The sequence below is a fragment of the Altererythrobacter litoralis genome (genome assembly GCF_036324225.1).
GTDB lineage: Bacteria > Pseudomonadota > Alphaproteobacteria > Sphingomonadales > Sphingomonadaceae > Erythrobacter > Erythrobacter litoralis_A.
Genome location: NZ_JAZDQV010000002.1, coordinates 129725 through 142558 on the forward strand (window position 1 = coordinate 129725; position 12834 = coordinate 142558).

General features: G+C 61.3%; 8 protein-coding genes. 6 read left to right on the plus strand and 2 right to left on the minus strand.

Annotation, left to right across the window (positions count from 1 at the left end; translation table 11 throughout):
• The first annotated feature begins 102 nt into the window (after positions 1-102).
• From VRS74_RS02520 to VRS74_RS02530, 3 genes are read left to right on the plus strand one after another with little or no spacing between them, the layout of a single operon-like run.
• A complete protein-coding gene (locus VRS74_RS02520) occupies positions 103-2283 on the plus strand; it encodes a S9 family peptidase (protein ID WP_354143666.1) in 2181 nt (726 codons plus the stop codon).
• Positions 2283-2690, plus strand: coding sequence for an acyl-CoA thioesterase (locus VRS74_RS02525; protein ID WP_354143667.1), 408 nt, complete (start codon positions 2283-2285; stop codon positions 2688-2690). The genes VRS74_RS02520 and VRS74_RS02525 overlap by 1 nt, the downstream gene beginning before the upstream one ends.
• Positions 2687-3943, plus strand: coding sequence for an NADH:flavin oxidoreductase/NADH oxidase family protein (locus VRS74_RS02530; RefSeq protein ID WP_354143668.1), 1257 nt, complete (start codon positions 2687-2689; stop codon positions 3941-3943). Before VRS74_RS02525 ends, VRS74_RS02530 begins: the two co-directional genes overlap by 4 nt.
• A 12-nt stretch (positions 3944-3955) precedes the next feature.
• Here VRS74_RS02530 and VRS74_RS02535 read toward each other — a convergent pair whose 3' ends face one another.
• A complete protein-coding gene (locus VRS74_RS02535) occupies positions 3956-5713 on the minus strand; it encodes a GGDEF domain-containing protein (protein ID WP_354143669.1) in 1758 nt (585 codons plus the stop codon).
• Positions 5714-5753: 40 nt separating this feature from the next.
• Positions 5754-6640, minus strand: a protein-coding gene (locus VRS74_RS02540; protein ID WP_354143670.1) for an IS630 family transposase whose coding sequence is annotated in 2 segments (ribosomal slippage) — positions 5754-6349 and positions 6349-6640 — 888 coding nt in all. Because the reading frame shifts where the segments join, the coding sequence is not laid out codon by codon here.
• Positions 6641-6966: 326 nt separating this feature from the next.
• Between VRS74_RS02540 and VRS74_RS02545 the strand changes: the two genes are divergently transcribed.
• The 3 genes from VRS74_RS02545 (at position 6967) to VRS74_RS02555 (ending at position 12441) form a co-directional block, all read left to right on the plus strand.
• Entirely contained in the window at positions 6967-8346 is a 1380-nt protein-coding gene (locus tag VRS74_RS02545; RefSeq protein ID WP_354143671.1) for an OprO/OprP family phosphate-selective porin, read from the plus strand.
• A 119-nt stretch (positions 8347-8465) separates the two neighbouring features.
• Entirely contained in the window at positions 8466-9509 is a 1044-nt protein-coding gene (locus VRS74_RS02550) for a substrate-binding domain-containing protein (protein WP_354143672.1), read from the plus strand.
• Positions 9510-9756: 247 nt separating this feature from the next.
• Positions 9757-12441, plus strand: a complete 2685-nt coding sequence (locus VRS74_RS02555) for a TonB-dependent receptor plug domain-containing protein (RefSeq protein ID WP_354143673.1) — start codon at positions 9757-9759, stop codon at positions 12439-12441.
• Positions 12442-12834: the final 393 nt, after the last annotated feature.

The window sequence follows — 12834 nt, forward strand, 5'->3', positions numbered from 1 at the left end:
CGCTTGCGGCACGCACACCTTTGTCTAAATGACTTACCACATAGTCCTACCGTGCACCTCTTTCCAGCCGCGCGGGTCGCAACATGGGATGATCGCTCTGTGATGATCAGAATGCTTACTGTCGGCACGCTGTCTGCGTGCCTCGCCGCCCTGCCTTTCGCTGCCAATTCCGCCTTTGCCAATGAGGGAAAAAACGACGTGACCACCGAGGCCCCGACCTCTCCCCCTGTCGCCGAGAAGCGCGAGCACAGCTACACCCACCACGGCATTACGCTGGCCGATCCATATCACTGGCTCAGGGACCAGTCCTATCCCACAGTCGATGACGAAGACGTGCTCGATTACATCAAGGCCGAAAACGCCTGGTTCGAAACGCGCATGGCGCCGCAGCAGGCGCTCACCGACACGCTTTTCGAAGAGATGAAGGCGCGGATCAAGCAGGATGAAAGCACCGTTCCGCAGAAGGATGGCGACTGGATCTACTGGTCGAAGTTTGATGAAGGCGCGCAATATCGCAAGCACTACCGCAAGCCCGTGGCGGGCGGCGATGGCGTGCTGATCCTCGACGAGAACGAGCTGGCCGAAGGACACGAATATTTCCGCCTCGGCGCGGCCTCGATCAGCATGAACGGGCGCTATCTCGCCTATTCGACCGACACCAACGGCTCGGAACGCTACACGGCGCGCATCAAGGATTTGCAGACCGGCGAACTGCTGGCCGACGAGCTGACCGGGCTGCGCGGCGGCCTGACCTGGGTCGCGAAGGACACCGCGCTGGTCTATGGCCCTGCGACCGAGGAATGGCGCACGCTCGAGGCCAAGCTGCACGTCATCGGCACGCCGGTTGAGAGCGACGTGACGCTCTACAAGGAAGAGGACCAGAGCTTCGGCGTAGGCACGGGCCTTTCGGCGCAGGACGACTGGCTGATCATCGGCGCAGGCGACAATGAGACCAGCGAAGTGCGGCTGGTGCGCGCCGACAATCCCACTGGCGAACAGATACTTGTCAAGCCGCGCCAGAAGGGAGTCGAATATTCGGTCGACGTAAGAGATGGCGAGGTGTGGGTGTGGACCAATGACGACCACGTCAATTTCCGCCTGGCCAAGGCGAAGCTGGAAACGCCCGGCGACTGGCAGACGGTGATCGCGGGATCGGACGAATTCTACCTGACCGGTTTCGACCTGTTCAAGGACTTCTTCGTCACCGAAGGGCGGCTCGACGGGCTCGACCAGGTGCAGGTCCGCTCCTACGCGCAACCGGGCTCGGCGAAGCCGATCGCTTTCCCCGAAGCGAGCTATTCCGCGGGCCTGTCCAACAATCCCGAATATGACGTCAAGAAGCTGCGACTGGCCTATGAAAGCATGGTCACGCCGGATTCGGTCTATGACTTCCACCTCGCCGACGGCAGGCTGGAATTGCTCAAGCAGCAGGAAATCCCGAGCGGCTACGATCCCTCGCTCTACGCCACCGAACGGGTGATGATCGAAGCGCGCGACGGCACCAAGGTGCCGGTCAGCGTGGTGATGCGCAAGGATCGCGACAAGATGAACGGCGGGCCGGGTGGGCCGCTCCATCTCTATGCCTATGGCTCCTATGGCTATGCCATGCCGCCGAGCTTCTCGACCACGCGACTGAGCCTGGTCGATCGCGGCTTCGCCTATGCCATCGCGCATGTGCGCGGCGGCGACGATCTCGGTCGCCGCTGGTATCTGCAGGGCAAGCTGTTCGAGCGGCGCAACACCTTCAACGACTTCGTCGATGTCGGGCGTGGGTTGATCGCGCTGGGCTATACGGCGGAAGGCAAGGTGACGGCATCGGGCGGTTCGGCCGGCGGCGAGGTGATGGGCGCTGTCGTGAACCAGGATCCGGCGCAATATGGCGCCGTGGTGGCGCATGTGCCCTTCGTCGACGTGATCAACACCATGCTCGACGAGAGCCTGCCGCTGACCCCGGGCGAATGGCAGGAATGGGGCAATCCGATCACCGACAAGGAAGCCTTCGCCTACATGCTCAGCTATTCGCCCTATGACCAGGTGAAGGCGCAAGCCTATCCGCCGCTGCTGGTGACGGCAGGGCTCAACGATCCGCGCGTGACCTATTGGGAACCGGCCAAGTGGGTCGCGAAGCTGCGCGACACCAAGACCGAAAGCAATGAGCTGCTGTTCAAGACCAATATGGGCGCGGGCCATGGCGGCAAGTCGGGCCGCTGGAATTCGATCTACGAAGTGGCCGAGGAGTTCGCTTTCATCCTGTGGCAGATGGGCATGGCCGGCGAGAAGTAATGTTCGGACGCTTCACCCGCAGTTTCACGGCGCTGCCCGAGCACATCGACGAGCTCGGGCACGTCAACAACACCGTGTGGGTGCAGTGGGTGCAGGATATCGCCACCGCGCATTGGGAAGCAGCGGCGCGGCCCGAGGACAATGCCCAGTTCTTCTGGGTCGTTATCCGGCACGAGATCGACTACCGCGGCAATATCGCCGAAGGCGAGAGCGTGACGGGCGAGACTTGGATCGACGGGCCTGCCCAAGGTGCGAAATCCGATCGCCGGGTCGATTTCCGCAATGAAGCGGGCAAGGTGATCGTTTCAGCGCGGACCACATGGGCGATGCTCGACCGTGCGACCCAGCGCCTCGTGCGCGTGCGGACTGAAGTAATCGCGCCGTTCCAGCTATCGGAGGATCGATGACGCCAGACCCCAGCCCGCTGTTCCAGCCGCTCACCCTGCCCAATCGCAGCGTCCTGCCCAACCGCCTGTGCAAGGCGGCCATGGAAGAGAACCTGGCGGTGCAGCCGGGGCAGTATCCGGGCGAAAAGCTGTTCTCGCTCTATCGCCAATGGGCCGCAGGCGGCGTCGGCCTGATTCTCTCGGGCAATATCATGGTCGATCCGTCCGCGCTGACGGGGCCGGGCGGGGTCGTGCTGCAGAAGGGCACCGATTTGGCGCCGTTCCGCAAATGGGCCGAGATCGGCAAGGCGGGCGGTGGGCAGTTCTGGCTGCAGATCAGCCATCCCGGGCGCCAGCTGTACAAGAGCCTGGGCGAAGTCGCGGTCTCGCCTTCCGGCGTGGAACTCAATCTTGGCAAGTTTTCGTCGCTCTTCGCGCCGGTGCGCACGCTCGAAGTGCAGGAAATCGAGGCGATCATCACGCGCTTTGCCGACACCGCGCAGGCGGCCGAAGAAGCCGGGTTCGACGGGGTTCAGATCCACGGCGCGCATGGTTATCTCATCAGCCAGTTCCTCTCGCCGCTGACCAACCAGCGGAGCGACGAATGGGGCGGCAGCCTTGAGAACCGCGCACGCTTCCTGCTGCGGATCGTCGAAGCGGTGCGCCAGCGGGTGAAGCTCAGCTTCGGTGTCGCCATCAAGCTCAATTCGGCCGATTTCCAGCGCGGCGGTTTCGCCTTCGAGGATGCGCGGCAGTTGGTGCAATGGCTCAATGGCTATGGGCTCGATTTCGTCGAGCTTTCGGGCGGCAGCTATGAAAGCCCGGCGATGCAGGGCAATCCGCAGGAAGGCTCGACCGGCGCGCGCGAGGCCTATTTCATCACCTTCGCGCGCGATATCGCCAAGGTCGCGGACATGCCGATCATGGTCACCGGCGGGATCACAAGGCTCGAAGTGGCCGAGGCCGCACTGGCGCATGATGCTCAGGGCTTCGGGGTCGAATTGCTCGGAATCGCGCGCGCCATGGCGGCAGACCCGATGTTGCCGCAGCATTGGCGCGAAGGGCTCAATGCCGATGTGACCCTGCCCGAGGCCGGGTTCGACAACCCGACGCTCAAGGGGCTGGCGACCATGGCGCTGACCAAGCAGCAGATCACCAAGATGGCGAAGGGCAAGCCGCCTGGCGATGGCGGCTCCGCGATTGTCGCGCTGCTCGCAGACCAATGGCGTGCGGCGCGGCGGGCCAGGAACTACCGCGCCTGGCGCGCGGGATGAGCCTGCTCGCTGTCAGGCCGCGCGCGGCTTGCGCCGGTCGCGCTTGCGGCGATCGGACTCTGGCGACTGGCGGATCTTGCCGCGTTCGAAGGTCTGCAGCCTCTCGCTAACGGTGCGGTTGCGGCCCTGCCCCTTGGCTTCATAAAGCAGCATGTCGACCCGGCTGTAGATGTCGGCGAAATTGGCCATCGGCACCGCCAGCCGCGGCGCCACCAGCAGCCCCATGCTGGCCGTGACCAGCTGCTCCAGCTCGGGCACTTCCTGCGCCACGCGGATCGGGATGGCGTTGCGTAGCTTTTCCGCCCGCGCGGGCGCATCATTGCCGCGCATTACCAGCAGGAATTCCTCGCCGCCCATCCGCATCGCAATCGCTTCCTCGTCGGCCGAAATCACCTTGGCAACAACCCTGAGCACTTCGTCGCCGACCAGATGCCCGGCGGTGTCGTTGACCGGCTTGAAATGGTCGAGGTCGATCAGCGCGAAGGTCTCGTAACCGGCGCGGTGCAGTTCGTCGAAACGCGCATCGATCGCCCGGCGGTTGTGCAAGCCGGTTAGCGGGTCGCGCTCGCTCAACTGTTCCAGCGCCTCGGCCTTGGTGCGGGCCTGGTCGCGCTCGCGGCGAAGCAGGAAGAAGCGGTCGGCCACACCAATCGCGGTAATCGTCGTTTCGCTCAGCACCCCGATATAGAAAAGCGGCAAGGCTTCGGTCGGAATTCCCAGCGGGAATACATTGGTCGCAATCTCGATCGAATAGGCCAGCAGCAGCGGGATCCAGCCGACAATCTGGAACCGGATCGAGCGCGAGCTGCGGCGATAGGCGTCGGCCATCGCCCAGATGAATACCGCCAGCACCGGCAAGAGTGCATAGGTGTGGAACCGCCCGCCGAGCGGAGCCAGAACTTCCAGCCCCAGCGCATGGATCGCCGAGGCGGCAAACCCCCAGATGCCGGCCGCCAGCAGCAGCTTGCGCAGGCGCTGGTCGAGCCGCCCGCCTTCGACGAAGGCGTTGGTGAAGAATGCGGCGACCAGGATTGCCACGCCCAGGCTTACGATCAACAATTGGCGCCAGGTCGCCATGCTTATCTCGACGAATTCGACGACGAGCCCCGATCGCAGCAGGACCATGCTGGCAAAGGCAAGCGAGAGCGCCGCGTGCCACAGCAGGAACGGGCTGCGCAGCGCGCTCCAGAAGGCCAGGTCGAACACCACCGGCATCAACATCATGCCCAGCACCAGCGCCAGGAACAGCATGTTGTGATAATGCGGCATGGTGCGCGAAGGGTCGGCCTTGAACAGCTTCGATCGCAGTACGGTCACATCGTGGCGAGCACCATCAAACCGCACGAACAGCGCGCGGCTTTCAGGCGTGATCTCCGGAAGTTCTGCCAGGAACATCGGTTCGCCTGAGATCAGGCGAACGCTATCCTGCGTCTGGCGCGACTGGCGCGTGGTTCCGTCACGATCGATCACTGTCAGTTCGACCTGGTCGAACAGGTCGATCCGGCTGCGCAGATATTTCGGCGCTTCAGCTTCACTGTCGGCGGAAAGGTCGAAACGGACCAGCATATGCTGTGCGGCCGCATCCTGTCTCGTGCCGTGGCACTGCCAATGGAGGCCCGGCCCTGCCAGTGTCGCGGCTGAAACGGGTGCTTCGACAGGGACGACGCAACTTGCCAGCTGCGGCGTTTCCATGCGCGACGGAAGGTAGGCAGACGCATAGGTCGCCAGCATCGCCGCAAAGGCGATGGCAAGAAAAATTACCCTACCCACGCGCCCCCCTAGCCTGAGGGGGATTTAGAGTGTTTTCCGCTCATTCCGGTTCGTATCCGCATGATCTGAAGTAATTGACGCACTCGTCTGGCTGGAAGATGTCGACGAGCCTGCCGATGAGATCCCAGAGGCCGCGGACGGTGCGCTCGCCAGCCTTGCGGAGCATGGCGTTGAGCCGGGAGAACGCCTTGTCAATCGGGTTGAAGTCAAGGCTGTAGGGCGGGAGGAAGCGCAGGGTGGCGCCGACTGCTTCGGTCTTCTTCTTCACGTCCGCCCGCTTGTGGCTCGAGAACTTGTCCATGACGACGATGTCACCGGGGCGAAGTTCGGGCACCAAGACCTGCGTCACGTAGGCTTCGAACCAGTCGCCGTTGATCGGGCCGTCGAGGACCATGGGCGCGACCATGCCGGTCATGCGCAGGCCGGCCACCAGTGTGGTGGTTTTGCGGTGATCGTGCGGGCAGCCCATCCGCAGCCGCTCACCTTTCCGGCAGCGGCCATGGCTGCGGGTCATATTGGTGGCGGTCCACGTCTCGTCGATGAAGACCAAGCGCTCGGGGTCGAGATCGAGCTGGCCGTCGAACCAGCGCTGCCGTTGCCTCAGGACGTCGGGCCGGTCTTGCTCGACCGCGTGCCCGATCTTTTTTTACGCGTGATCCCATGCCGCGCGAAGAAGCGATGCACGGTGCCGATGCCCACCGGCACACCGCGTTCGGTAAGCCGCGCCTGGATCTCGGTTAGGGTGATGTCGCCCTGCTCGGCGAGCAGCTCCTTGATGAAGCTTCCGTGCGCCTCGATCCTGCCTGAGTGCCGGTCACCACCGCGAGGCTTGGCGACCGCCCTGCCATGCTGAAGTGCAAGGCGCCTCCAGCGAATAGCGCTCGAGATGCTGACATCAAAATGCGCCGCAGCCGCTCGGCAACTCATGCCGCCGTCGATCGCAGCGACAACCCTGTCCCGCAGGTCCTATGAAAGCGTCCGTGCCATCCATGCTGGCCTCCTGCATCCAGCAAAAAGGATGAATCAGAACTGCGCCCGCAAGGGAATCCCCGCCGAGTCAGAACGTGGGGAAAACGCTCTAAAAGCCGTTAAGCATGGTTTGCGCGTTAGCGCGAAAATTGAACGCAATCCGCAGCTTACCCGCCACCTGCCTTTTCACCGCGTTCGCTCAGTTCAGGAGAATTCCCGATTGTCTCAAAAATGTCACTTGAGCGACATAGGACGGTCGGAAATCTGCAACAGGGATTTCACAAATGCTTCGATCGACTCTGCTGGCTGCCACTGCAGGCGCCATCTGTTTTGCTCAGCCTGCCTATGCGCAGGACAGCTCCGACACGGCTCGCGAAATAGCCGAAATGCGTGCAGCCATGGCTGCCATGGCGGCCCGCATCGACGCGCTCGGGGCCGATCTGGCCGAAGCGGAAGCCAAGGCCGAAGCCGCCAGCACCGAAGCTGGCGCAGCGACCGAGGCCGCCACTGCCGCCACGGCTGCAGCCGAAAAGGCCGGAAAGGGCCCCACCATCGCCTTCAAGGGCGCGCCCGAAATCAAGGGCGAGGGTGGCTGGAGCTTCAAGCCGCGCGGCCGCCTGATGTACGATATGGGCTTCACCAGCGTACCCGGCTCGACTGGCCGCTCGGACGGTTTCGGAAGCGAAGCGCGCCGTGCTCGCCTCGGCGTCGAAGGCACGATCCCCGGCGGCTTCGGCTACAAGTTCGAAGCCGATTTCGCGGGCAATGAAGTCGAAATGGCGGACGCCTTCCTTTCCTACACCGATGGTCCGGTGGAAGTGATGGTCGGTCACCAGAACAATTTCCAGTCGCTCGAAGAGCTGACCAGCAGCCTCCACACCACCTTCATCGAACGCGCCGCCTTCACCGATGCCTTCGGTTTTGAGCGCCGCGTGGGTGCCTCGTTGACCTACAAGCAGGGCATCGCGCTTGCACAGGCCGGCTTCTTCACCGACAATATGAGCGATACCGATACGGGCAACCGCAGCGTTGACGGCCGCTTCGTGCTGATGCCCAAGCTGGGCAGTGCGCAGCTGCACCTGGGCGGCTCGATCCACTATAATGACATCAAGGAAGACGGCACGACGGTGCGGTATCGCCAGCGCCCGCTGGTGCACTTCACCGGCGAACGCTTCATCAACACCGGTAATTTCGCAGCCACCAGCGAGCTGGGCTATGGCCTCGAAGCCGCCGCCATCGCCGGCCCGCTGCATGTCGCTGCGGAAGGCTTCTGGCAGAAGTTTTCGACCCCGGGCGTTGCGCTCGATCCGACCTTCTTCGGTGGCTATGCCGAAGTGGGCTATTTCCTGACCAAGGGCGATACCCGCGGTTACAAGAGCGGCAAGTTCGACCGCACCAAGCCTGCCAACCCCATGGGCAAGGGCGGCATGGGGTCGCTCCAGCTCAACCTGCGCTACGACTATCTCGACCTCAACGATGCGGGTATCGTCGGCGGCACGCAGGACGGATACTTCGTCTCGCTGGCATGGAAGCCGACCGACTACACCATGCTGCTCGCGAACTACGGCAAGCTCGACTATTCGGACGCGGTTTACGCCGCGGCCGGCGGCGACCGGTCATACTCGGTCGATGTGGTCGGTGTGCGCGCCCAGATCGATTTCTGACGATGTGTCGGGGTGGCGGTTTGCCCGCTGCCCCGCACGCCCGATTTTGTCACATTCCTGTCATGCTTCGGTCCTAGGCGGGCAGCTGATCCAACCGGGACCAATTTGAGGATTTTCCCATGCGTCACTTCAAGACTACCTGCCTGATTGCGCTTTCGACCCTCGCGCTGGCCGCTTGCGGCGAAAGCGGCACTTCGAGCACGCGCGATTCGATCCGCGCAGTCGGCTCGTCGACCGTATTCCCCTTCGCCAAGGCAGTGGCCGAAAGCTTCGCCCGCTCGAACCCCGAATTCAAGTCGCCGCTCATCGAATCGACCGGCACCGGCGGCGGCATCAAGCTGTTCTGCTCGGGCGTGGGCGCATCCACCCCTGACATGACGAACGCTTCGCGCCGCATGAAGCTGAGCGAGTTCGAAGACTGCCAGAAGAACGGCGTGACCGACATCGTCGAACTGCAGGTCGGGCTTGACGGGATCGCTTTCGCTTCGGCCATGGGCGGGATCACGATGAAACTCACTCCAAAGATCGTTTACGAAGCGCTCGCCGCCAATCCCTATGGCAAGGAACAGACCGCCAAGAACTGGTCCGATGTCGATCCCTCGCTGCCGAACGAGCCCATCCTGGTCTATGGCCCGCCTTCGACTTCAGGCACGCGCGACGCGCTCAAGGAGCTGGTCCTCGAAGTGGGTTGTAAGACCAATGACGAGATGAAGGCGCTGAAGGAAACCGACGAAGACAAGTTCGCGCAGCTCTGCACCGAAGTCCGTTCGGACGGCGCCTATGTCGACCAGGGTGAGCAGGACAACCTGATCGTGCAGAAGATCGAGAACAGCCCCCGCTCAGTAGGCGTGTTCGGCTATTCCTACCTCGAAGAGAACCTGAACAAGCTGCAGGGTCTCTCGATGAACGGAGTCGAGCCGACCTATGACAACATCTCGAGCTTTGCCTATCCTGGCGCCCGCCCGCTCTACGTATACGTCAAGGCGGCGCATCGGCGCGCGATCCCCGGCCTCGACCAGTACCTTCAGGAGTGGGTGAAGAGTTGGGGGCCGGGCGGTTCGCTCTCAAAGATCGGCTTCGTGCCTTCGCCCGATGACGAGCGCGCCAAGAATGAGAAGGCCGCGACCGAATATGTCACCATCACGGCTGATGACCTGAAGTAATCTCCCCTTGATACTTCAGTGGAAGGCGCCGCTCCGTCATCGTGACGGGGCGGCGTTTTCGTTGGGGATTGGTCATGGGCAGTGTTGCGGACCGAACACAGTTTTGTCAGTTTGTCGGTGGAAGCGTAATAATATTAGGCAATCGCGAGCCTTGTGGTTATCTGCTGATCGAGGGCGGGTAGGGGTAGTATTTCTCGCTCTTGAGTGCAGGCCGGTTTGGCGCGGTAATCTTAGGGAGTTTCACTATATGCAAATGCGTTGCAAGCAAGTTTCTGGCCGGGCGATGCTCGCTGCGGCTACTGCGGTGATCGCCGTAGCAAGCTCGGATGCTGCATTCGCCCAATCGAATGATTCACAGGCGAGCGAAGGCTCCGACAGCGAACGAATCGTGGTTATCGGTTCGCGCCGCACAGATCGCAGCGTCACGGATTCGGCCTCCCCGGTCGATGTGATCAGCGCGACCGAAATTCAGCAGCAGCCCGCAGCCAACATGCTCGACGTAGTCAAGAACGTCGTTCCTTCTTTCTTCGTGCCGCAGAACACGATTTCCGACGCTTCGACCTTCGTGCGTGCGCCATCGCTGCGCGGCCTCCCGGCCGACAACATCCTGGTGATGCTCAACGGCAAGCGTTTCAACCGCTCGGCGTTGGTGCAGGTCTACACCGGTGGCGACACGGCGCTGTCGTTTGGCTCGCAGGGTGCCGACATCTCATCGATTCCCGCCATCGGGGTTGGTAACCTTCAGGTCCTTCGCGACGGCGCGACCGCCCAATATGGCTCGGATGCTATCGGCGGTGTGCTCAACTATGGGCTGCGCAAGGACACCGGCTTCGAAGCGCAGGCGCTCTATGGCCAGAACTACGACAACGGCGGCGATGGCGAGACCTGGCAGCTTTCCGGCTATGGCGGGTTCGCGCTGGGCGACCGGGGCTTCATCAGCATCGCCGGCGAATATTACGACACAAAAGGGACTAGCCGCGGCGTGACGCGCCCATCGGCAATCAATTTTGCCAACCAGTTCCCGAACCTCGCAGACCAGTTGCCCAACTATCCTGGGCCGGTGCAGATCTGGGGCACATCGCCCTCGGACGGGTGGAAGCTTGTCGTAAACAGCGAATACGACTTCTCGCCGCAGGCGACCTTCTACCTGTTCGGAAACTTCGCCGCTTCAGATGCAGACCAGAGCTTCAACTATCGCGAAGCAGTGACCACTTCTGCCGTCAGGTTCAACGGCACGTCTTCATCGACTGGCACTTTGAGCGCTAACTCGGCCTTCCGCCACCCGATCTACCTGACGCCTTGCCCCGCAAGCAATGCTACTTGTCCCTCTGGGGGCTGGGTGAAGGACAGTAACGTCTTCAATTTCTCTGAGCTCTATCCAGCCGGTTTCACCCCGCGCTTTGTCGGTGAAACCGACCAAGCGATAGGTGTGATTGGCGTCAAGGGCGAGATGGATTCGGGCTTTACCTACGACCTGTCGGGCTCGCTGGCACGCCAGTCACTCGCCTTGTCGATGTATAACTCGCTTGCACCATCTTATGGCCCGGACACGCAGACTGAATTCGAATTTGGTAAGCTTATTCAGCGCGAGCTAAACCTCAACTTGGACATGACCTATGCGTTAGAGATCGGTCTCGACAGCCCGCTGACCCTGTCGGCCGGCGCCGAGTTCCGCCGCGAAGAGTATGAGGCGACTGAAGGCGATCCGCAGTCCTATGGCGCGGGCCCCTATGCGGTGCAGAACCTCTATTTGCAGACTTCGCCCGGGGTTTATGCTTTCGATTCGACAGTTACCATGCCTCCGGCTGCTAGCGGTTATGGCGGCACCAGCCCGACGTTCGCCGGCAAGAGCAGCGAAAAGAGCTATGGCTTCTATGTTGGGCTCGAAGGCGACCTGTCCGAACGTTTCTCGATGGGTATCGCAGGCCGTTATGAGCATTATGAAAACTTTGGCAGCACTACGGTCGGCAAGATCAATGCCCGCTATGAGCTAACCGATTCACTGGCAATCCGAGCGACCGCGGGAACCGGCTTCCATGCGCCGTCACCAGGCCAAAACAACGTTCAGGTGCTGACCACGACCTTTATTCAGGGCAACCAGGTCCAGGTCGGCACGTATCCGGTGACTAGCGATATATCACAGTTCTATGGGGCGACTACACTGGGCCCGGAAGAGTCGACGAACTTCGGAGCTGGTTTCGTGTTTGATCCCGGCAATGGGTTCACACTCACAGTCGACGGCTACTCGATCAAAGTCACGGATCGTATCGGGATCTCGCAAAACTTTACGGTTAGCGCTCAGGATCTCGCAGATCTGCCTTCACTGGCTGGGGTGGGCCAAGGCGGTTCAGTGCAATATTTCACCAATGGCTTCGACACTAAGACCCAAGGGGTAGATATCGTTGGTTCTTATCGCACGGACCTTGCCGGCGGCAGCCTCAACCTGACACTCGCTTATAATTACAACAAGAGTAAGGTCACTGACTTCGATCCGGGCGTGATCGGCCCGACGCAGCTCATCGACATTAAGTATCTTGCTCCTAACCATCGAGCAAACTTGGCAGCGAACTGGTCGTCTGGGTCTTGGGCAGTAAACCTGCGCGAAAGCTATTATGGCGAATGGCGGGATTCCAACGACTACCCGATCCGCGAAGGCAATGTGAGTTCCGGCGCGATTATCGATGGACAGCGTTTTGGTGCCAAGTTCATCACCGACCTCGATGTGAGCTACACCTTCAACGATACGTACACTCTGACGGTCGGGGCGAACAACTTGTTCAACACCTATCCGGACAAAATCAAGGCGACCGTCAACAACCCAATATACGATCTTACGGGTAGTATCTCGAACGGTTCAATTTACCCGCGCCCTGGCGGCCCGTTTGGGCTTAATGGCGGCTTCTGGTACGCTCGCCTGCGTGTGAAGATCTGATCTTCATCCAATCTGACTATCCAACGGGGGGCGAGAGCCCCCCGTTTTCATTGGACGAAGCTTCGATCGCAGATAAGATTAGGGAGGTTTCGGGAGCATGAACGATGACAACATGTTCGCCCGTTTCGTTCCCGAGAAAAAGATCACGGACCCCGAGGTCTTCGAGGAATACAAAGGTGAAGTGCTCTCGCTAATAAGACACATCATGGGTGATTGTTCTTGCACAGCGGAGGCTTGGAGACGCTCAAACTAGGAAAAGGTTGGGAGCCGGATCGCTTCGTGATCATCGATTACCTAGTGAGGCGGCCATCAAGTAATAGCTGGAGAGAGCGGATTATACCCTCATCAGAAGCTTGGCCTAAACACACTAATCTGCCTCGCTGCTGGCACCGC

Bases quoted from the DNA above. Each gene is read 5' to 3' on its own strand.
- VRS74_RS02545 (WP_354143671.1), top strand. From the start codon at position 6,967: ATGCTTCGATCGACTCTGCTGGCTGCCACTGCAGGCGCCATCTGTTTT.
- VRS74_RS02520 (WP_354143666.1), top strand. From the start codon at position 103: ATGATCAGAATGCTTACTGTCGGCACGCTGTCTGCGTGCCTCGCCGCC.
- VRS74_RS02550 (WP_354143672.1), top strand. From the start codon at position 8,466: ATGCGTCACTTCAAGACTACCTGCCTGATTGCGCTTTCGACCCTCGCG.
- VRS74_RS02530 (WP_354143668.1), top strand. From the start codon at position 2,687: ATGACGCCAGACCCCAGCCCGCTGTTCCAGCCGCTCACCCTGCCCAAT.
- VRS74_RS02525 (WP_354143667.1), top strand. From the start codon at position 2,283: ATGTTCGGACGCTTCACCCGCAGTTTCACGGCGCTGCCCGAGCACATC.
- VRS74_RS02555 (WP_354143673.1), top strand. From the start codon at position 9,757: ATGCAAATGCGTTGCAAGCAAGTTTCTGGCCGGGCGATGCTCGCTGCG.